This is a genomic window from Streptomyces sp. NPDC085866 (genome assembly GCF_044541035.1).
Lineage (GTDB): Bacteria > Actinomycetota > Actinomycetes > Streptomycetales > Streptomycetaceae > Streptomyces.
Genome location: NZ_JBITSQ010000016.1, coordinates 177,845 through 198,109, shown reverse-complemented (window position 1 = coordinate 198,109; position 20,265 = coordinate 177,845). Strand labels below are relative to the sequence as shown.

General features: G+C 71.3%; 14 protein-coding genes and 1 pseudogene. 3 read left to right on the top strand and 12 right to left on the bottom strand.

Annotated elements, in window-relative coordinates; translation table 11 throughout:
- Positions 1-127: 127 nt before the first annotated feature.
- The 6 genes from ACIF83_RS35005 to ACIF83_RS34980 form a co-directional block, all read right to left on the bottom strand.
- Entirely contained in the window at positions 128-1,996 is a 1,869-nt protein-coding gene (locus ACIF83_RS35005; RefSeq protein WP_399733007.1) for a PP2C family protein-serine/threonine phosphatase, read from the bottom strand.
- On the bottom strand, positions 1,993-3,039 hold the full coding sequence (locus tag ACIF83_RS35000) for a SpoIIE family protein phosphatase (RefSeq protein ID WP_393481132.1): 1,047 nt from the start codon (positions 3,037-3,039) through the stop codon (positions 1,993-1,995). Before ACIF83_RS35000 ends, ACIF83_RS35005 begins: the two co-directional genes overlap by 4 nt.
- Entirely contained in the window at positions 3,036-3,485 is a 450-nt protein-coding gene (locus ACIF83_RS34995) for an ATP-binding protein (protein ID WP_399733002.1), read from the bottom strand. Before ACIF83_RS34995 ends, ACIF83_RS35000 begins: the two co-directional genes overlap by 4 nt.
- Positions 3,482-3,895 (bottom strand): STAS domain-containing protein, encoded by a 414-nt coding sequence (locus ACIF83_RS34990; RefSeq protein ID WP_393481127.1) that lies wholly within the window; start codon positions 3,893-3,895, stop codon positions 3,482-3,484. The genes ACIF83_RS34995 and ACIF83_RS34990 overlap by 4 nt, the downstream gene beginning before the upstream one ends.
- Complete coding sequence (locus ACIF83_RS34985) at positions 3,892-4,782, bottom strand: STAS domain-containing protein (RefSeq protein WP_399732999.1); 891 nt, start codon at positions 4,780-4,782, stop codon at positions 3,892-3,894. The genes ACIF83_RS34990 and ACIF83_RS34985 overlap by 4 nt, the downstream gene beginning before the upstream one ends.
- A gap of 137 nt (positions 4,783-4,919) precedes the next feature.
- Positions 4,920-6,098, bottom strand: coding sequence for a PP2C family protein-serine/threonine phosphatase (locus tag ACIF83_RS34980; protein ID WP_399733070.1), 1,179 nt, complete (start codon positions 6,096-6,098; stop codon positions 4,920-4,922).
- A gap of 134 nt (positions 6,099-6,232) precedes the next feature.
- On the opposite strand from ACIF83_RS34980, the gene ACIF83_RS34975 reads away from it, so the two are divergent.
- The gene (locus tag ACIF83_RS34975; protein WP_399732996.1) at positions 6,233-6,718 is read left to right on the top strand and encodes a MarR family winged helix-turn-helix transcriptional regulator; all 486 of its coding nucleotides are present in this window, start codon (positions 6,233-6,235) and stop codon (positions 6,716-6,718) included.
- Positions 6,719-7,144: 426 nt separating this feature from the next.
- Here ACIF83_RS34975 and ACIF83_RS34970 read toward each other — a convergent pair whose 3' ends face one another.
- The gene (locus ACIF83_RS34970) at positions 7,145-7,987 is read right to left on the bottom strand and encodes an RNA polymerase sigma factor SigF (protein ID WP_393481233.1); all 843 of its coding nucleotides are present in this window, start codon (positions 7,985-7,987) and stop codon (positions 7,145-7,147) included.
- Between the two features lie 138 nt (positions 7,988-8,125).
- Positions 8,126-8,410 (bottom strand): annotated as a pseudogene (locus tag ACIF83_RS34965) (thiamine pyrophosphate-dependent enzyme); the annotation flags it as partial.
- 186 nt (positions 8,411-8,596) lie between these two features.
- Between ACIF83_RS34965 and ACIF83_RS34960 the strand changes: the two are divergent.
- Positions 8,597-10,303 carry an MFS transporter gene (locus ACIF83_RS34960; RefSeq protein WP_399732994.1) on the top strand — a complete coding sequence of 569 codons (1,707 nt, stop codon included), beginning with the start codon at positions 8,597-8,599 and terminating at the stop codon, positions 10,301-10,303.
- A 437-nt stretch (positions 10,304-10,740) separates the two neighbouring features.
- On the top strand, positions 10,741-11,583 hold the full coding sequence (locus ACIF83_RS34955; protein ID WP_399732991.1) for a hypothetical protein: 843 nt from the start codon (positions 10,741-10,743) through the stop codon (positions 11,581-11,583).
- A 208-nt stretch (positions 11,584-11,791) separates the two neighbouring features.
- Here the strand turns inward: ACIF83_RS34955 and ACIF83_RS34950 are convergent, their stop codons facing one another.
- The 4 genes from ACIF83_RS34950 to ACIF83_RS34935 are packed head-to-tail and all read right to left on the bottom strand — an operon-like array spanning position 11,792 to position 20,116.
- The gene (locus ACIF83_RS34950) at positions 11,792-13,084 is read right to left on the bottom strand and encodes a TIGR02679 family protein (RefSeq protein WP_399732988.1); all 1,293 of its coding nucleotides are present in this window, start codon (positions 13,082-13,084) and stop codon (positions 11,792-11,794) included.
- Complete coding sequence (locus tag ACIF83_RS34945) at positions 13,081-17,220, bottom strand: TIGR02680 family protein (protein WP_399732985.1); 4,140 nt, start codon at positions 17,218-17,220, stop codon at positions 13,081-13,083. Before ACIF83_RS34945 ends, ACIF83_RS34950 begins: the two co-directional genes overlap by 4 nt.
- Positions 17,217-18,563, bottom strand: a complete 1,347-nt coding sequence (locus ACIF83_RS34940; RefSeq protein ID WP_399732982.1) for a TIGR02678 family protein — start codon at positions 18,561-18,563, stop codon at positions 17,217-17,219. Before ACIF83_RS34940 ends, ACIF83_RS34945 begins: the two co-directional genes overlap by 4 nt.
- Positions 18,560-20,116 carry a TIGR02677 family protein gene (locus ACIF83_RS34935; protein WP_399732979.1) on the bottom strand — a complete coding sequence of 519 codons (1,557 nt, stop codon included), beginning with the start codon at positions 20,114-20,116 and terminating at the stop codon, positions 18,560-18,562. Before ACIF83_RS34935 ends, ACIF83_RS34940 begins: the two co-directional genes overlap by 4 nt.
- Positions 20,117-20,265 lie beyond the last annotated feature (149 nt).

Genomic DNA, 20,265 nt, shown 5'->3' with positions numbered 1-20,265 from the left:
GGTCGAGGCATACGACGGCGTCGTCGGAGAGGAGTCCCTCGCTGCCGACCTGGGTCCGCCGGGTCGCGCTCAGGAACTGACGCAGGACGCCCGCGCGTTCACCTGCCTCGACCCGGTTCGTAGGCGTTCACCGCGTCTCCGTCCTCTCCCCTGGTGACCTCCGCGCTGTCGCGATCGGGGTCTGGTCCGGAGTGGTCGGCGCAGCCAGGGCTTGCTGTGCGCGAGTTACATCGTCGGCCTTGCAGGAACGCGCGTCGCGTGCCTGGGCGCGCTCCGGTTCCTGACGTTCCGGCGGACCGGTGCGGCACAGGAGGAGACAGACGTCGTCGTCGCGTTCGGAGTCGTGCACCAAGGGCTTGAGCAGCGATTCGGCACACCCGTCCAAGTCCTCCAGCTCGGATTCATCGAGGGCGGCCAGGGTCCGGCCGAGCAGCTCGACACCTGGGTCGATGCCGTGTGCTCGCCGCTCCACCAGGCCGTCGGTGTACAGGACCAGAGTCGAGCCGGGCGGCAGTTCGGCTGTGTGTTCCTCGTACTCGTAAGGAAGGGGCACTCCGAGCATCACGCCGGGGCGGGTGTCCAGCACGCGCACGGTGCCGCCAGGCGCGCGGACCACGGCCGGGGGGTGTCCGGCGGCAGCCCATACGACGTGGGGATCGCCCGGCCGGAAGCGGGCGATCACGGCGGTCGCGTACAGGTTCGGCTGCAGGTGGCACAGCATGCGGTGCAGGCGGGTGAGGATCCGGGCGGGGCTGTCGTTCTCGACCGCGTAGGCACGCAGGGCGGTGCGCAGTTGGCCCATGATGACGGCAGCACGCAGCCCGTGTCCGGTGACGTCCCCCACCACGGTCATCAGGCTGCCGTCGGGTTGGGGAAAGGCGTCGTACCAGTCGCCGCCGATGTTGAGTCCTCGAGTGGCAGGAAGGTAGCGGGCCGCGAGGCGCAGCCCCTCGGCGGCGGGCAGGTCGGTGAGCTGGGCACGTTGCAGCGCTTCGGCGGTGTCCCGGTGCTGTTCGTACCGGCGGGCGTTGTTCAGGGCGATGGCGGTCCGGCGGGCCAGTTCGACCAGCATCACACTGGTGTCCTCGTCGAAGCGGTCGCCGGGCGCGGTCAGTGTCAGCACACCCGAGGTGCGGCGCACGGTGAGGGGGATGCACAGCAGCGGCCGGTCCGGGGACAGTGCGGAGGGCGGGAGGTCGTCGACGCCGGGGAGTGCGCCGGGGTGCGGTCCGGCGTGCTGGGGACGGTCGCAGCGGGCGGCTGTGACCGCGGCGGCGGAGTGGTCGCCGTTCGGGCCTGCCGGTTCGTCGAAGAGCCATACGTCGACCTGGCTCGCGTACTCGGGGACGAGCAACTCGGGGAGGCACCGCAGGATGTCCTCCTGGTCGAGAGATGCAGTCACGGCAGCGCTGGCGTCGGCGAGGAAGGTCAGCAGGCGTCGTGCCCTCTCCGCCTGGCCGCGTGCGGCTCGTTCGGCGTCGAGCAGGTCTCGCTGGGTCCGCGCGGCGGCTTCCAGTTCGGCGTGCAGGGCCAGCACGCCCTGGTTGGTCTGGTGCAGCTCCTCGCGGTGCAGGCGCAGCTGCCTCTCCGTCTCGTCCAGCCGGCGCAGGATCGCTGCGGTCTGCTCGTCCGCCGCCAGCACTGCATCTGCGTGAGTGGTCTCGTCCGGGCCCTCCGGCCCGGGCGGGGTCCAGGGCGCGGGGCCGGGACAGGAAAGAGCCAGCCGCCAGGGCGGCGTTCGGTCGGGCCCGGGTGAGATGGGCTCTGCGACAGCGCGGATGCGCCGGGTCCCGTCGGACACGGACGGCTCGACGGTGAGGGTGAGTTCCGCACCGCCCTGGTCGAGACACTCGCGCAGGCGCATCGTGAGTGCTGTGAGGAAGCGAGCCTGTTCGACCGCGGGCGCGCCCAGGGTGGCCGTGAGGCGCGCGGCGTAGATCCGGGCGCGGACGGCCTCGGCGGCCGAGGTGACCTTCCGGACGTCCGGCGGGATCACGGGCGCCCGGCCGAGCGGTCGGAGGCCAGCACGGCCACACAGGTGTCATCGCGTACGGGGCTGGCTGCGCTGCTGGCATCCCGGAGGATCGTCGCGGCGATCGCTGCCGGGTCGTGGGCGAGGAGGCCGGCATCGTCGGGCGGCACCCACCGGCTGGGCAGTCCGTCGCTGTGCAGGACCAGCAGGCTGCCCGGCCTCCAGGGCAGGCGACGCACGGGTACGGTCGCCGGGTACTGGGCGCCGACGATGCCGGGGTGGGAGACGAGGTGCTCCCACGCACCGGCGGTGTGCAGCCGGGCTCCTATGTTGCCGACCCCGGCGAACGCGAGTTCGCCGCTGTCCGAGTCCAGCTGGGCCACGGCGACCGCCGCCCCGCGGGTGGGTCGTAGTGCCAGGTGCAGGTGCCGCAGAATCTCGGCGGACGGCAGGTGCGCAACGCGGTGCAGCTGGTCGACCGCGGCGCTGGACGCGTGAGCGGCCTTGGCTCCGTGGCCGAGGCCGTCGGCGAGCATCAGGGTCACGCGAGAGCCCGACCGGACGCAGCTCCAGGCGTCTCCGGAGTACTCGGCCTGTGCGAAGGGGACGTTGATCCCTCCGGCCGCGAAGGTGGACCGGGTCTCCTTCTGCCCGGCGCCCTGATCGATACGGGCCACCGCGACGGTGCCGCGATGGGTGCTGTACAGGTCGAACGCGCTGGAGATGCGCAGGCAGGTACCCAGTCCGGCGCCGAGTGACGCCTCACTGGTGGTGCAACCGTCACGCATGGCCGCCGTGACATCGCGGATGCCGGGGCCGTGGTCGAGGGCGACGAGCTGGACTTCCGGACCGCGAGCACCCGTTCCCGGGCGATCGACGAGGTCGATCACCAGGCGGCCGCCACCGGCGTGCTTGAGCAGGTTGGTCGCCAGCTCGGTGGCCACCAGGGCCGCGACCGCGGTGCGGTGGGCGTCGAGACGGGCATGGGCGCCGGCCTCCTCGGCCGCCACCCGGACATCCCGCACTCGGGTGGAGTCGTGCACCGGGATGATCCAGACGCGCGTCATCGGGCCCCCGGACGAGCGGCGGGCGCGCCGGTGGCCCAGGCGACGAGGGTGACGACGGTGCCCTCACCGGGCTTGGTGTCGATGGTGAACTCGTCCACCAGCCGCTTGGCTCCGCTGAGGCCCAGCCCGAGACCGCCCGCGGTGGTGTAGCCGGCAGTCATCGCCAACTCGACGTCACGAATGCCGGGGCCGGTGTCGATGAAGGACAGTTGCAGCCCAGGCGTCGCTCCGTTGGTCAGTGGGGTGATCTTCGCCTGCCCTCCCCCGCCGTGGACCAGGGTGTTCCGGGCCAGCTCACTGGCCGCGGTGACGAGCTTCGTCTGCTGCACCAGCCCGAAGCCGATGCCGGCCGCGAACTGCCGCACCTGGTGACGCACCCACGCGAGGTCCGCGTCCGAGCCGATCGGCAGGCTCGTCGCGGTGGCGGGGTCGGAGGTCGGCGTCACGCACACCCCGCACGTGTGCCCAGGGCGACCGCGGCGACGTCCTGCTGGAGCAGTTCAAGAGCACGTTCGACGTCGAGCGCGGTCACCAGGCCGGGCAGGGTCAGGCCCAGCTCGACCAGGGTGATCGCCACTGCGGGTCGCATCCCGCACAGGACGGTACGAGCGGCCTGAAGGCGGGCGTTGGCGGCGATCTCGGCGATGACCCGCCCCAGGAACGAGTCGACGACGTCGACGCCGGAGACGTCGATGACCACGCCGCTCGCCTCGCTGTGGGCGACGCGGTGGGTGATGTCCTGTTGGAGCTGCTCGGCCACGCTGTCGTGCAGCTCTCCTTGGAGGGAGACCAGAAGGATGTCCCCCAGCGCCAGGACCGGCACCACGGCCGAGTTGCCCGGAAGGGAGGCGGTCATCGCGGGTTCGCACCGGCCACGCGGGAGACCTCGATGCCCTGCTGGGTGAGCGCGTAGGCCAGGGCGTCGGCCAGAGAACTGCGAGTGAGCACCGAACTCAGGTCGATGCCCAGGTGCACGATGGTCTGGGCGATGGCCGGACGGATGCCGGAGACGATGCATTCTGCGCCCATCAGGCGGGCCGCGGCGACCGTCTTGATCAGGTGCTGCGCGACGAGCGAGTCGACCGTGGGCACGCCCGTGATGTCGAGGATCGCGTAGCGGGCCCGCCGATCCACAATGGCCTCCAGCAGCGACTCCATGACCACTTGACTGCGGGCGCTGTCCAGCGTGCCGATCAGGGGAACCGCGACGACGCCCTCCCACAGGCTGATCACGGGAGTGGCCACTTCGAGCAGCTGCTGCCGCTGCCGCGCGATCAGTTCCTCGCCTGCGTTGACCGTCGTCTCCATGATCACCAGGCTCAGCGTGCCCATCAGGACAGTCAGAGCCAGCAGAACTTCCTGCGCCTCAACACCGGACAGGTCGTGGACCTCGCCGCGCAGCAGCTCGGCGGTCGTCACCCGCAGGCCGGCGGCCTCGTCCGCGATCTGGGCCGGGCTGAATCCACTGCGGGCACGGGAAGCGGCCATGCGCCCCAGTTGCTCACGCACCGAGTCGAAACCGGAGGCCGCCACGTTGTCCAGCCGGCCCGTCGCCGCCACGTCCGCCAGGGCATCCACAACGGTCTTGCACGCCTCCACGGCCTCGTCGCGAGAGACGGTGAAGACCGTTATGAAAAGAGGCAGGTCCGCCCACCGCTGGGCGATCTGCTCGCGACGGCGCTCCAGGAAGGCCACCAGCTCGCGCGCCGCCGATTCGGCCGCCGCCTGCTCCGACACCTGCATCGTCTCCCTTGAGAACAGGCTGCTGCGCCAGGACCGGCACAGCCATCCCAATTATTGCCACATGACAAGTATTGACACTGCGGGTGCGGCAGAAGCGACACAGCATCGACACATTCACGGCTCGCGATCTCAGCGGCTCAGCGCCCGCGCCAGTCCAGACAGACAACCAGGGCGTCGTCCTTCGGGAGCGACTGCCCGCGGTGTACGGTCAGCTCCCGCAGGATGGCACGCGGCACCTCGGCAGCGGGCAGGAGACGAGTGGACATGATCGCCCGGGCCAGAGCGGCATCCCCATACGCCTCACCCTTCGGCGAGGCGACCGCATGCACCCCGTCGCTGACGAAGACGAGCCGATCGCCGGGTTCGACGGAGAAGTCCTGAGCCACGTAGTCGGTCTCCTCGAACATCCCCAGCGGGAGCTGCGCCTCGAAGGTGACGCGCTCGACCACCCCGTCACGCAGCCGCAGCAGCTGCGGGGAGCCGGCGTCCACCACCTTCGCCCGACCCGTGGCGAGTTCGAAGTCGAACATCAGCACCGAAAGGTAGCAACGCCCCTGGTAGTGGGCGTACACCGCTTGATCGGCCAAGGCAGCCTGGTCATCGATGGCGATCCCCGCCCGCCGGGCGTTGCGCAGAGCGTTGATGGCGAGGTTCGTCAGCAGGGAGGCTTCTATGCCCTCCCCCATGCCGTTGGTGACGTAGAGCATGAGGTGGTCCGCCGTGGCGGACCAGTCGAAGTTGTCACCGTAGATCGCATAAGCCGGCTCGAGCTGCGCGCCGAGTTCGTACTCCGGCCCGGAGCAGGACCGGCCGGGCAGGAGCTGCCACTGCATCTCAGCGGCCAGGGTCAGCCGGTCCTTGCGCCTCGCCTGCAGGTACACGTCCGTGTCGCGCTCGGCCACGACCACCTCGTGTCCGAGCACCTCGGCAATGTCCACGAGCTCACCCAGAAGGCCACGCGCGCTTTCCGCGCCGGGCAAGGTGACCGAGAGCACGCCCAGCCGGTCTCCGCGCACCGTCACCGGCAGATGTACGCGCACCGTGCCTCCGGCAGCGCCCTCCACGAAGGGTTCCTGGGCACCGAAAGCGCGGCCGGCGGGACTGTTGTGCACCGACACCGGCTCCGCGGTGTGGGGCAGCACCGACACCGGCTGCAGGACGGTGAGGCCGTAGTCGGCCATGAACAACTCGACGGACTGTGCCGCGTACTCTTCTGCGAGCACGCGGCGCACAGCGTCGAGCAGCGCGTGTGGGGCCGCCGTGCGCAGGGCACGCTCAGCGGTCACAAATCTGTTCACGATCGTAAATACACCCATCCTTCGACGGACACACACGGACCTCACTCAGGCGATGAGACCGCCAGAGCCGAGTCACGCCGGGCCGTCCGAACCATCGTTTGCCGCCACCGGCACCTAGTACGCTGGCTGGCGTCCCAGGTGCCTGCGAGAGTGTGACGGTGACTGTCTTCCACCCCCGCCCCGAGCCCGTCGAGGTCGCACGCGTGACCTTGACGGCCGTGGAGTTGCTGGAAGTCCTGTGGGGCCGGGCCTCGACCGCGCCGGCCTCTCCGTCCCAGATGCGCGTGCTCCTGATGCTCGAACACCAGGACGGCATCAATCTGCGCACCCTCGCCGACTCCCTCGCCTCCACACCCCCGTCCACCAGCCGGCTCTGCGACCGACTGGTGGCCGCCGGTTTCGTCGAGCGCGTGGTCAGCCCCGCCGACCGGCGCGAGGTACGGCTGCATCTCAGCAACCGCGGTCGCACCTTCCTCGACGGCCTGCGTGCACGCCGGGAGCAGGAGCTGCAGGCGGTGCTGGAGCTGATGCCCGCCGCCAAGCGGACCGCGCTCCTCGAGGGGCTGGAGGCGTTCTGCGACACAGCGGCACTGCAGATACACGACAATGCCTCACACGCCGGGGACCAGACGGCCTGATCACAGGGCCGGGCCACCGCTCGCCCCGACACTTCGCGGCTTGGACGGCCGGCGCACGGAGCGACCTCCGCCCACCGGAACATTGCAGATCCTTCCCCGTGCAGTGCGACTCCGCTACTTTGTTGCCTCACGGTCATAGTTGTCAAACGACAACAGTCGGCAGTGCGGCTCTCATGTTTCGAATACCCCTAAATCGCCCCGATTGCATGTGAGCTACGCCCCGGAGACCGACGGGCACGCCACCAGAGGAGTCGAGTGCAAACGGCGAGCGAGGGGCGCCGACCGACGTTGTCCGCGAGCCGCCGGCAACGGACGAGGCGCCGGTCCCCGCCCAGCACGAACTCACCCGGCACATCCCCCTGCTCAGCTCTTCGCCGAGTCGCGGGGACACCTGGCCACCGTGTCCGGCTGCCGGATCCTCCACCGTCAGGCGGTGCTGAGCATGCCTTCGCGCAGGCGGCCCAACAGGCGGGAGATCAGCCGGGAGACGTGCATCTGGGAGAGGCCGAGACGTTCGCCGATCTGGGCCTGGGTGAGTTCCTCGACGAAACGCCAGTGGATGATCTTGCGGTCACGCTCATCGAGTTCAGCGATCATCGGGGCGAGGGTGTGGAAGTCCTCGATCAGGCCGAGGGCGGCGTCCTCGTCGCCGATGAAGTCCGCCAGCGCGGCCTCGCCGTCCTCGCTGCCGTTGAGCGCCGCGTCCAGGGAGGCCGACTTGTAGCCGTTGGAGGCGAGTTGGGCCTCGACGACCTCGTCCTCCGGAAGGCTCATCAGCTCGGAGAGCTCCTTGGTCGTCGGTGTCCGGCGCAGCCGGCTGCGCAGTTCCTCGTTGGCGCGGGCGAGTTGGACGCGGGCCTCCTGGAGCCGGCGGGGTACGTGCACGGCCCAGGTGGTGTCGCGGAAGAACCGCTTGATCTCGCCGACGATGTAGGGGACGGCGTAGGAGGTGAACTCGACCTCGCGCGAAAGCTCGAACCGGTCGATGGCCTTGATGAGGCCGATCATGCCGACCTGCACGATGTCCTCCATCTCCTCCGCGCCACGGCTGCGGAACCGGCCGGCCGCGTAGCGGACGAGGGACATGTTCATCTCGATGAGCGTGTTGCGCGCGTACTGATATTCCGGGGTGCCCTCCTCCAGCACCGCCAGCTGGTCGAAGAACACCCTCGACAACTCCCGTGCGTCCTTCGGCGCGACCTGGGAAGGGGCGGCGATCTCCGGAACGTCCACTATCTGCTCGGTGGCCTGTACGGTCGTCGTCGCCATCATGCGCGCGTCCCTCCCAGTAGGTCGGTCTCGTCTTCGCCGGTCCAACGTCCGGCACGCACCCGCATACCCCGGTCGTCGGCCGACATTCCTCGAACGTCCGTCAGTGGCCGCTCCGCTCTCGACCGCTGCGTACGACTCCTTCACCTTGGCCACCGCGAACCCCCACCCCCGCTCGACGGTCGGCTTGGCCGAAATGCGACCTCATCGGGGTTGTCGAGCACGGTGCCGAACTCGGGCAGCCCTGCCCACTCCTGAGCGAGCTTCACTACGCCCGGCCGCCGGTTGTGGGGTCATGAGGTCGCCGCGGAGCATGCTCAGGCCGCCGTCGCCGCGGAAGGCGACGACCTGGCGGTCGCGGTCCAGGCGCTGGTCGCCCAGTGCTCGGGGCGTGGCGTCGGCCATCGAGCCGAGGTGGCCGGAGGAAGCAGCCGGAGCCCCGGCGAGGGCTGGACGGTGGGCCGTGTCGCCCGCTCGGCTCTGTGCTGGCGCGTCCCGCACCCCTGCGGGACGCACGGCGTGCACCCTGAACAGGGGAGTCGGAAACAGAGGCCGGTTCTGGCAGCAGGTGCCTGCCGGGGCGAACGAATCGAACGTCAGGGCGCATTCGTGCATGGGCGAAACGGGGAGCGACGGGTCAGGGGACCCTTCGAAAGTGGTACATCATCGGCCGCCAGGACGCTGTTCTTCCTCCTCGCCGCCGAGAACCTGCTGATCAACTACACCGCCACCGCCATGAACGTGGCCCTGTCGGCGCTCGTCAGGGACCTGCACACCACGCTGACCGGCGTGCAGTCGGCGATCTCGCTGTACGCCCTGGTGGTCGCCGCGTTCATGATCAGCAGCAGCAAGCTCGGCAGACGCCACGGGTACCGGCGGACCTTCGTCACCGGCGGCGGAATCTTCGTTCTCGGGGCGCTGCTCAGCGCCCTCGCCCCGAGCCTGCCGTTCTTGCTGCTCGGTTGGTCCGTACTCCAGGGGCTCGGCGTCGCGCTGATGCTTCCGTCGCTGATGGCGATGCTCACCGCGACCTTCGCCGGGGCCGTACGTACCAAGGTGCTGTCAACCCTGGCCATGACGTCCGGGATCGGTGCGGCGGCCGGTCCCGTTCTGGGGGGCCTGATCACCAACTACCTGACCTGGCGGTTGTCGTTCCTCTTGGGTGCCACGATCACTTTGGCCGTGACATGGCTCATACGGTGTACGGTCGATGCCGCACCGTTTCCGGGACGCCCAGGACAGCGCTTCGATTCCCCCGGGGTGCTGCTGTCCACGACGGGGCTCGTCCTGCTTGACGTGGCGGCCCTGTCTGCGGGGCGGTACGGCCTGCTCAGGGCCCGGCAGGATTTCGTGGTACTCGGCCACACTCTGTTGGAGCGTGGCGGTCTGTCACCCGTTCCCGTCCTGTCGGGCATGGGAGTGGCGGTTCTGGCCGCCTTCGCCGGATGGGAGCTGCGTCTCGTCAGGAGCGGAAGGGATCCGCTGGTCCGCGTGACGGTGCTGCAGAACCGCACCGTCCGGACCGGGATCTCGACCCAGCTGATGCTGATCCTGGTGCCCAACGGCATGCTCTTCCTGGTGCCTGTCTTCCTGCAGACGACCTTCGGATTCGGCGCGCTGCACTGCGGAGTCGTACTGCTCCCTGTTGCGCTGGGGCTGATGACGGCCGCCCCGCCGACCGCCCGGCGCATCGGGCGGGGAAGGACGACCCACCGCGCCGCCGCGATGGGGGCCTTCGTCTACATGGGCGTCGGTTGTGTCGCCGTCGCCGTCCTGTTCAGTCCGCATGCACAGGGAGTGGCGGCGGTGGGCCTGGCACTCGCGCCGGGCATCCTCCTCATCGGGCTCGGTCGGGGCATGGCCACGACGCTCACCGATCTCGTCCAATCAGCGCCTGACCGGGACGAGGTGAGCGACGTGACAGGGCTCTCCTACACGGCTGGCTATCTGGGAAGTTCATTCGGAGTCGCGCTCGCCGGTGCCTTGATGACCACATCACTGCTGTACGCGTTCGAGGCCGGGGTGAACGACAGCAGAGTCCTCTCCCCTGCCCAGAAGGACTTCGTGACGCGGAGCGTGGAGCACCAGGTCCAGATCACCGCCGTGTCCGACGACGCGCTGCGGACGAAGGCGATGTCACGGAACATCACGGGTACCGCGGTGGACGGGCTCGTACGGATCAACGCACGTGCCAGGGAGCAGGCGCTGGCCGTGTCGGCCGCCGGCATGGCCGTACTGGCCGTAGCCGGCTGGCTGATGGCACTGCGTCTTCCCGTCCGCGCCCGGGACCGAGACAGCCACGGGCCCGGGACGTGAAGCCCCTTCGCAGCGCTGGTAGGACTCGTCCGTCCGCACCGTTCCACCGTTAGAGCGGCGCCAGGGCCGAGGGCGGCCATCGGCTGCGCCGGGGAAGCCTCGCCCCGGGTCTTCGATGCCCGTGCCCATGGCGCGCCATCGCTTCCCGGGCTGACGTCCCGCTGCGGCCTCGGTCCGTCAGTCCAGCGAAACGAATATCGCGTCATCCGTCCTGGCAGCGGCCCCGAAGAGCTGGCGCAGGCGTCGTACCGGTGACGCCCCTGTTCCACGGCCCCGGGCTCGTTCCAGCCCGGCGGATGGACGGGCCGCAGCGCTGGTCGGTCCAGCAGAGCCTGCCCCACTGACAGGGCATCGGGTCCCCGGTGTGGCAGACATCTTGAGCCGAGGAGGCGAGACAAGATGGAGGTCCGGATGCGTCGTGCGGGAAGGAGTGCGGCATGGCCAGACCCGGCTCCGGCGGTACCGAGGGCATGACGGGCGGCAAATCACGGTTCGACGACATCTACGGCCGGCCGGACCCCCGCGCCTACTTCAGGCGGCTCGCGCCGCTGGAGTACGAGATCCCGCACCATGCCCAGCCGGTCTTCCGGCAGGCTGCCACAGAACGGGCCGCGCTCGATGACGGCCGCGCCCACGGGCCGGCGGTACTGGACCTGTGCTGCTCCTACGGGATCAACGCCGCGCTGCTCAACCACGACGTAACGCTGGCAGAGATGTATGAGCGGTACACCTCCCCCGATAGCCAGACGATGTCGACGGCGGAACTGAAGGCATCCGACAAGGAGTTCTACGCCGGGCGGCGCCGGCCGGACCCAGTGCCGGTGTTCGGCCTGGACGTATCGGCCCCCGCCGTGCAGTACGCGCTCGAGGTGGGTCTGGTGGACGCCGCCTTCACCGACGATCTGGAACAGGGCTCAACCAGCCCCGGGCTGAGCCGCGCGCTCGCCGACGTCGGCCTCATGACACTGACAGGCGGCGGCAGCTACATCACCGCCCGAACGTTCACGGCACTGCTGGACGGCGCTCGCAGACCGGTATGGATCAACGCGTTCGTGCTGCGGACGGTGTCGTATCGGCCCATCGCCCGGGCATTGGCCGTACGCGGTCTGAATACCACCGTCGATGTCTCCCGCACGTATCCACAGCGCCGCTTCACCGACGAGCAGGAACGGCGCTATGCCATCGCGGCGGTACGGGCGCTGGGGGGCGACCCCGCAGGATGCGAGGAGAACGGCCGTTTCTACAGCCTGCACTACAAGTCCCGGCCCGATACACCATGACGGCCGACGGCGCTCCGTCGGCCGGGGTACCTGCACGTTCAGCAGCGCCGGTGGAACGCCAGCAGGCGGGCTCCAGAATCGCCACGCACTCCACATGATGCGTCATCGAAATGACGTCGTAGAAAGAGGGAGGAGAATAATCGCAGGTCAGCGCATGTTCGCGGCCGCTCCGAACGGCCACTCGGCCGCCCGGAGCGTCAAAAGAGCGTCACGACCAGCCAGGGGGACGCCTCTGCTGAGCCATACCAGCCAGGTCTTCCAACAACACTTCAGCCACCAGTTCCTCGACCACGGCGGTACCGTGCTCTGCCATGACCTCGGCCAGCTCAAGGTCCCAGGGTGCCTCGGTGATGCGCCCCGGCTGAGGACCGCGTGGGTTGCGGGCGACCGCGGCACGATAGTCCGCTGCCGTCATGCGCCAGGGGCGCGCCGACGTCTTGTCCAGGACGTACGCGGCGATGCGGATGCCTTCGCCGTCGAAGTCGCCGTGGTAACGAAGAGCCGCGCCGTGGTCCGCGAGCATGCGCAGGAGCTGGATCGCGGCGCTGTTGGGCCAGCCGGACGTACAGACGAGCGGCGGGCAGCAGGGACCGAAGCGGCGTAGGGCCAGCGCCAGGATGCTGGGATTCTCCACGACATGGACGATGGGTACAGGGGCCTCGGAAAGGATGAACTCGCCCGGGTACCGGACATGGGCGAGGGTCAGGCTGGTGGCCTGACCGGCCTCTGTGCACGCTGTGGCCACCCGGGCGAGCAGGCCGTCACCGACCGGGCGCAGACCGCCGACGAGGACGGTGGCGGACAGCTCGTCGTCGGCGACACCCGCGCGGGTCCACAGGGCACGCCGTTCCGCGGCGGACTGCGGAGGGACGGTGTCGTACACGGTCGCCAGGGCGCGCAGGACGAGTGCGGACAGGGCTGTGCCGTCGTCGAGTGCGTGCGCTCGGCCGCTCAGGACCCGGGCGGCGAAGACGGGCAGGGGTTCTGCCTGGCCGGGCAGTGCGGCGAGCACCTTGAGCGCGTCCGTGAGCAGCGTGCGGGTGTGCTCCGCCGAGCCGGCGACCACGCCGGCTGCCCGGCAGGTGGCGGCCCAGTCGGAGAGCACCGGCTGGGCCCTCACCGTCTCGTGCTCGGCCAGCCAGGTCCACAGCTCGGCTCGCTCGTCCTTCTGGCGGCGCCGCTCGCCGGCTCTGTCGCCGAGAGGGCCGACGAGCTCGGTGACGACTTCTCGTACGGTGCGGCCGGAGACTTCGGTGACGGCGTCTTCCAGGCGGGTCAGGGGGACGGAGGGACGTGCGTCCGGCAGGCGGCCGAGGCCGAGGAGGTCGGCGAGCGCCTCGCGCTGGGTGTCGTCGAGCGGTCCGAGGCGCACCCGTGTGACGGGGCGGCCGGAGGAGAGGCGGCTGTGGAGCGTGTCCCAGAGGGGGCGGAGTTCGGGGCGGCGCAGGGTGGCCTCGCCCGGGGCCGGTTCCGTGGGGATCGTCGCTTCGGTGCTGGTCATTCCACCTCCAGGTCGACGCCGTTCCAGACGAAGCGGGCGCTGGTGACCGCGTCGTCGTCCCCGCCGGTGAGGAGTTGGTGGACGGCGATGCCGGGCAGTTCGCCGTAGGTACACCATTCATGGTCGGAGGTGACCATGAGGTCCAGGTCGAGTGCGGTGAGCAGCGCGAAGACCTGTCCGCGGTTGACCGTGTCGACACCGACGAAGACCTCGTCCAGCAGGATCGGCCGGGGTGCCAGGGGCACGGCCTCGTAGTGGGCGGCGACGGCGGCGAAGAGGGGCAGGTGCAGTGCGATGGCCTTCTCCCCGCCGGAGAGCGCGCCGTGCAGCTTCTTGGTCAGCGGCTGCCAGCCGGTCCCGTTCGCCCGGTCGAGGCGGACGGTGAAGCGGTGCCAGCCGGTGTAGTCGAGCACCTCAGCGAGCTGTTCCTCCCAGCTCGCGGCCGTCTCGCTGCCCTTGGCCTCCTCGATGCGGGCGCGGAAGAAGACGTGCAGGGCCTCCCGGTCGCTCTCGGTGACCCGGCCGGGGTCCTTGAGCAGCAGTTGACGGGCGGTGCGGGTGCTGTCCGGAAGGTCCGGGCGGACCTCCCAGACGAGTTGGACGGCGACGTTGGAGGCGGTGCGGACCCGCTCCAGGTGCCCGTTCATACGGTCGACGAGTTCACCGGCCTGGCGGATGCGGGCCGCGAGGTGGCGGCGGATGTCGCCGGTGAGGATCTGGTCGAACAGGCGCCGCTCGGCGGCCGTGATGTCGTCCCGGCTGCGGTCGCGCTCCTGGGTGAGCGTGCTGAGCAGGCCCGTCGCCCCCACACGTACGCCGTCCAGGGTGGCGGTGAAGAGCTGGATGTCGTCGTCCGGTTCCAGGTCCAGGTCGGCACGGGTACCGAGGCGCTGGCGGGCATCGTGGACCGCTTCGGACAGGCGGGTCGCGGCGTCGCCCAGGTTGCGTGGGGCGTGCGGGATGTCCGGCCACTTCGCCGCTGTGGCGCGGGCGGCCTCCAGGGTGACCTTGGTGCCGTCCCCGGCGTCGAGTGCCGGTTCGATGCCGGCGTCCTCGGCCAGCCCGGCCAGGCACAGGTGCCGGAACCGATGCGCCGCTGCGTCCCGGGTCGCGACGGCCTGTTCCCGTCGTTCGGCGTCCTGGCCGCTGGTGGCCCGCAGTTCTCCGACCTGCCCTTCCAGGCGCAGCAGGAGTTCGGCGGCCCCGGCGGCCTCCTCACGGCAGCGACGCAGCTCGGCTCGCGCCTCGGCGACGCGTGCGACGATCTGCCGGTAGTCCGCGCCGGCGGTGGCTTCCACTGCCTCCAGGCGCGCTTTCAGCCCCGCTGCCTCCGCTTCGGCGGCGGCCGCGTCCTCGGCGCGTTCCTCGGCGGTCCGGCGCGATCGGTCTGCCTGCGCGGCCCGCTGACGGGCCCGGTCTGCGGCGGCGGTCGCGGCGAGCCGGGCGTCCACCCAGCTGTCGGCGGTGTCCCGGAACCTGTCGATGGCGTCGGAGAGCGTACGCAACCGGGCGCGGTCGGTGGGCAGTCCGTGTTCGGCGGCCCGGCGGTCGAGCGTGCGCAGAGCGCCCGCCACCTCCCTCTCGCAGCGCGCCAGACGTCCGGCGACGTCACGCACGGCGTCGTCCCGAGCCGCCACTGCGTCCTCTGCGCGGTCCCGGTCGCGCCGCCGGGCGTCGGGTTCCCGGTGGTCGGGGCGGGCGGCGCGGTCGGCGTCCAGCCGGGCGCGGCGAGCGGCGAGGCCGCGCAGTCGGTCGTCGAGTGCGGCGAGGGAGGCGTTCGTCTCGCCGATGCGGTCGGTCAGTTCGCCGATCATGCGCTGCCGGGCTCGCTGACGTGCCGGGGCGCCGATGTGGGCTGGTTCCGGCTTGCTCCATGTCCCGGTGGCGAGCGCGAGACGCCATGCGCCGTCGGCGGAGACGGCCGCGGGGTGCCCGCCCGGCAGAGTGGGGCCGTAGGCGATGCCTGCGAGGATGCGGGTCACGGTGTCGGCCGGGACGGGGATGTCCTCTTCGGGCCTCAGCACCTCCAGCAGGCTGGGCCCCGCGGCGGTCGCGGCCAGGGCGGCCTCGGCGCGGGTGTCGTGACCCGGCAGCGTGAGTCCGCCGTAGGGACTGACCCAGGCATCCAGGAGACCCGACGCCTCCAGTGCGGCCTCCACCCCTGACTGAACGGGGAGCGGGACGCCTTCACGGAAAGCGACCAATCGCCACAGGGGTGCTCCCGCCGTCGCCGTACGGACGGTGGTGCGGGTGGGCGGGGGCACAGGGGGCAGGTCGGTTTCACCGCTCAGCCGTTGTAGCGCCTCCTCCAGTCGGCTCCGCTCGTCCCGCAGGCCCTGGCGTGCGGCTCGGGTGGTGGCCTCCGCCGTGGCGATCTCGTGTTCCAGCGGGCGCGCGGCGGCTTCGGTCAGGGCCGTCACCTCGGCCTCCGCCGCTGCTCCGGCAGCGAGTTCATCGAGGTCGGTAATGCGCAGTTCCCTGCAGTCCTCGGCCCAGGCGAGCAGGCGTTCCACCTGTGCGGCGAGGGCGTCGTCCCAGGCGGCGGACGCCTCGTCCCGCCGGGCGATCGCCTCCGCGAGTCGGGTGCGGGCCTCGTCCAGCAGTTCCTCGGCGGCGCCTCGGTCGCGTACGGCGCGATCATGCTCGTCGATCGCCTCGGTGACGAGGGTGACCTGCTGCCGTCGGGCGGTGTCCGCGCCGCGCAGCAGCCGACGTGCTTGTCGCGCGCCGTTCTCGCCCGTCGCGCGCGGGACGCCGCCCCGATCGCGTCCCGTGCTGTGGGGGAGGGCCACCGCGGGATCCGCGTCGAGGACCGTCCTCACCTCGTGGTGGATGGACTCCAGCCCTGCTGCCCGAGCCGCCCGGTGTGCTTCCCCGGCGGCTTCGCGCGCGTGCTCGCCGAGGGTGCGGGCCTGGTCCGCCGCCTCGTCGGCGTGCCGCTGGTCCTCCTCCGACCGGGCCTGAGCGGCGTGGGCAGCGGCTCGCTGCCTCTCGGCGGCGGCTGCCGCGTCTTCGGTGCGGCGGCGGAGCCGGTCGAGTTCCTCGCCCTGCTGGTACGCGTCACTCTCGCGCAGGCCCTCGACGGTCTCGTCCAGCGCGTGCGCGCGCAGCTCCTGTTCCTCGCGCCGGCCCTGAGTCGACTCCCGCTCCGCCAAGGCCTGTTCGAGCTCCTCGGCGCTCTGGCGGGCGACGCGGGTGAGGTTGTCCATCTCGGTCGTGGCCGAGATGAGCGCGGCGGAACTCTCACGCAGGACCCGCCGCGCGTAGGCACGCTGCCGGGCCGCGACGGTCGAGGCGGCCGTCACCTCGTCGTCGAGCCGCTTGAGGTGTTCGCGCTGCCGGTCGAGCCGCTCGAAGCCCTCGGCGAGTTCGGCGATCTCCCCCTCGCCCAGCGGGGGCAGGGCACGGGACAGCAGGGTGGAGAGCAGGGACGGGTCGAGCCGCTCCGACAGTTTGGGCTGACGCAGCTGGAGCAGCGCCGACAGCAGCGACTCGTAACGTTGCTCCCCCATCCCCGCGAAGAGTTCACGCCTCACGGCCGTGCGGTAGTCGGTGGCCGAGGCATGGACGTCGCCGCGGTCGCGCAGGGCTTCGGCGAGGGCGGCCCGGGTCAGTGGCTGTCCCGCCTCGTTGACGAGGAGCACACCGCCGGGATGGGCGATTCTGGAGCCGGTGGTGAAGTAGTCGGCGTGTACTGCGCTGGTGTGCACGCTCGCCTGCAGGCGCGCCCCGCAGCCGAACCACCGCTCGGTGCCGTCGTCGCCGACGCGGCGGAACTCCATCCACACGTATCCGACGCGGGTCTTGCCTGAGGCGCCCTCGCCCAGCAGGTTCCAGTGCATGGTGCGTTCCGAACCGCCGAACGTGGACAGGCGGTTGGGGCGGAGGCTGGCGTCGAAGAGGAACGGCAGCAGCAGTTCCAGGGCCTTGGACTTGCCCGATCCGTTCTGGCCGCGCAGCAGCAGGCGGCCCTGGTGGAAGGTGAACGTCTCGTCGTAGTAGCGCCAGACGTTGAGGATGCCGGCGCGGTGGGGCTGCCAGCGGCTGCCGGTGGCATCCGCCCCTCGGGCGGCCCCTGCCACGGCCGGTGCGGTGGGCTCCGGCCGCCGCGGGAAGGGAAGCTCTGTCACGCTCACTGCTTGTCTCCTTCTGCGGCGACGTCCTCGGCAGCCGTGCCGCCCGCCGCCTGGGAGGAGGTGGCGTCCCACTCCGGTCCGGGCTTGCCGTCCCGGTCCGAACTCGTCGTCTTTGTCAGGCGGTAGCGGTACGCGGCCGGGCACGCCACGACACGGTCCCCGGCCCGGCGGGCCAGGCCGACGTCACGCAGGACGCGTACGGCGTCGTCGGACAGCCGGGCCGCGCCGTCCTCGGACTGGTACGCCCTGGCCCACCGCGGGAAGCGCCGCAGCAGGTCCGCTCCGGCCTCGGCGAGCTGCTCGGGCAGCAGCCCGGCGGGCGCGGCGCACAGCGGCTCCAGGAGGAGCAGCGCGGCGACCCGGGCGGTGGACGTGTCGTCGGGGAAGCGGACATCGGTGGCCAGCCCGTCCGGGTCCACGAGCAGGAAGCCCTCGGCTCGTTCCTCCAGCAGGAAACCGGCCTGCTCGACCGAGCGGCGCAGGATCTGGCGTCCGGTCAGGGAGGTGACGTACGCCAGCTCGTCGTCGGTGAGGTCCGTCCGGTACAGCACGGGGTCGTCGAAGAGGCGGCGCAGCACCGAGTGGCGCAGCCTCAGGTTGCGTTGCGCGTCCGTGGCGGCCCGCTCGCCGTGCGCCTCGTCCGCCGTGCCGTCGGCGACCGCGCCGCCGTAGCGGCGCTCCCGTACCAGACCGGTGAGGAGTTCCCCGAACCGTGCGGGCACCTCGTCCGGGGGTACGGCGAGCCGGGAGGCGCCGACGGGCGCGGCGGGCAGCCGCATCAGCAGCGTGGTGTCCACCCGGTAGAGGACCTTTGCCTCGGCGGACTCGACGTACGCCTCGGTGCTCCCGTCGACCGCGCGCAGAACGTCGTACGACTCCAGCAGTTTCAGGACGTCGACGAACGCCATCCGCTCGGGCTTGTGCACCGGGTCGAACGCGGCCAGCGCCCGGTCGGCCGACGTGGCCTGCACGACACGGTCGGCGAGCATGCCGATGGTCGTCATCGGCATGGACAGCAGCTCGGCGGCGGTCACGCACAGCAGCACGTAACGCCGGCGGTCGAACGGGGCCCGGCCGGAACGCGCCCTGCCGGCCGGCCGGGAGCCGTCCGGGTCGGCGCGGACCTTGGTGAGGCGGGCGTAGCCGCGGCGCGGTTCCACCACCAGGCTCCAGCCGCAGGTGTAGTCGAACCACTGGGCCAGCGGCTCGCGACGGCGGCGTACCAGTTCGAAGCCGGCCGGGTCGGTGGCCTCGGTCAGCAGGGGCCGGGCCAGCAGGAGACGGATGGCACGGGCGACCTGCTCCCGTTCCGCGGCGGCGAGTTGGTTGGCGAGGGTGCTCATCCGGCTGCCTCCCGCCGCGCGGCACCCGGCCGTGGGAGGGGACTCACTGCGCCGGCCGCTGTGATGAGGACGACGTAGTCCGGTCCGGCGAGTGTGCCCTTCGTGGTGCGCAGTACGGCGGTGCGCTCGTCGGGAGGTGGAGACAGCGCGATCTCCACCCGGCCGTCCCCCGTCGTGGCGCGCCGCGAGCCGGTCGTGTCCGACGGGGCGGCCAGGGCCCGGCCCACCAGGTCGAGCAGCCGCTCGAAAACGGCGGGATCGAGTGTGCCGAAGGAGGACAGGCGCACGGGGCCGTCCGTCTCCAGCGCCTGCCAGGCACGCGCGAGTTCCGCCCGCTCCGCGCGGGCCCGTTCCGCGCGCTCGGCCCTGACCGCCGTGACGTCCCGCACCCTGGCCGTGCGGGTGAATCGCTCCGTCCGTCCGCTGGTCCGCAGCAGCGCCGACACCTCCACGGGCGGGGCCTCGGACCAGGAACGGGACGACGGGATCAACTCCGGGTCCGGGTGTGCGAGGTGAGCGTGGCGCGCCGGGCCGAGTCCGAAGGCCGCCGACCACAGCCGGTGCAGGTCCTCCTCCGCCGGGGCCGCGGCGAACCAGCGCGCCAGCTCCCGGAAGTCCTGTACGGCGCTGGAGGAGCGGCGCCGTGACTCGTTGATCCGCTCCAGGACCTGCAGGAGCGAGACGATGGCGCGCCGGGCGATGTCGTGCAGCTGCTCGATCCGGGGCCGTGCCCCGTCGTCCGGCAGGAACCACGCCCGCAGGCCGGCCCAGCGCGCCCGCCTGCTCTCCAGCCAGCCGGCCGCGGGGTCCTCACCGGCGACCGGGGGCAGTTCGGCCCCGCGCAGGGCGCGCTCGCGCAGCACGGCGGTCCCCCGCTCCTCCACCCTGGCCACGGCGGCGGCGACCGCCTGTCCGCGCCGGTCGAGGTTGACCAGGAACTCCTGGAGGTACGCGACGGTGGCGGCCTTGACCTCGCGGAACACCTCCAGGTCCGCGCCGCCCTCGGCGCGCAGGAGGCGCTGCAGTTCGCCGTTGAACGCCTTGGTGTTCTCCACCAGGGCCTCCAGATGCGCCTCCAGCTCGCGCAGCGTGCTGAAGATCCGCCCATCGGCCGAGGCGGGTTCGCCGGACAGCAGGCACAGGTCGTCCAGGCGGTCGGCGATGGCCTCCAGCACGGCCGTCTGCAACGCCCCCGTGGAGGCCAGCACCTCCAGCGCGTGCCGCACTCCGGCGAGAGCCGCCTCACCCCGGCGGGTCAGCGAGTACTGGAGGTTGCGCCGCTCGTACTCCTCGGCCGTGCGGTAGTTCTCCGCGTGGTTGTGCACGACGTCGAGGAGTTCCCACTTCACGAGCCGGGCGAGCTCGTCGTGCAGTTCCGCGTCGTCGACGGCCGCCACCCAGCCCACCAGGCGCAGTCGCTCGCGTACCGCGTCGGCCCCCAGGGTGGTTTCGAGGTGCTCGCCGGCCACGCCGAAGGCGTCCAGTACCGCCCCGTACAGATCGGCCTTCTCCCCTGTCGTGAACCGGAACATCTCCGGTGGCACCCTGCGCACGCCTGTCGTCCCTCCCCACCGCACCGGCGGCATCGGCGATCTCCACCGTAGAGGGCGGCACCGACATCACGGGCCGTGTCCCGGAAGAGGGTGTGCGCCCCGGTCTGCCGGGGAATGGGCGGTGACCGGCCTCCCGTCGGCGCGGGCGG

Coding starts and splice junctions, on each gene's coding strand:
- ACIF83_RS34970 (WP_393481233.1), bottom strand. CDS start 7,987: ATGGCGACGACGACCGTACAGGCCACCGAGCAGATAGTGGACGTTCCG.
- ACIF83_RS34950 (WP_399732988.1), bottom strand. CDS start 13,084: ATGACCAGCACCGAAGCGACGATCCCCACGGAACCGGCCCCGGGCGAG.
- ACIF83_RS34990 (WP_393481127.1), bottom strand. CDS start 3,895: ATGACCGCCTCCCTTCCGGGCAACTCGGCCGTGGTGCCGGTCCTGGCG.
- ACIF83_RS34985 (WP_399732999.1), bottom strand. CDS start 4,782: ATGCAGGTGTCGGAGCAGGCGGCGGCCGAATCGGCGGCGCGCGAGCTG.
- ACIF83_RS34980 (WP_399733070.1), bottom strand. CDS start 6,098: ATGGGTGTATTTACGATCGTGAACAGATTTGTGACCGCTGAGCGTGCC.
- ACIF83_RS34940 (WP_399732982.1), bottom strand. CDS start 18,563: ATGAGCACCCTCGCCAACCAACTCGCCGCCGCGGAACGGGAGCAGGTC.
- ACIF83_RS34955 (WP_399732991.1), top strand. CDS start 10,741: ATGGCCAGACCCGGCTCCGGCGGTACCGAGGGCATGACGGGCGGCAAA.
- ACIF83_RS35000 (WP_393481132.1), bottom strand. CDS start 3,039: ATGACGCGCGTCTGGATCATCCCGGTGCACGACTCCACCCGAGTGCGG.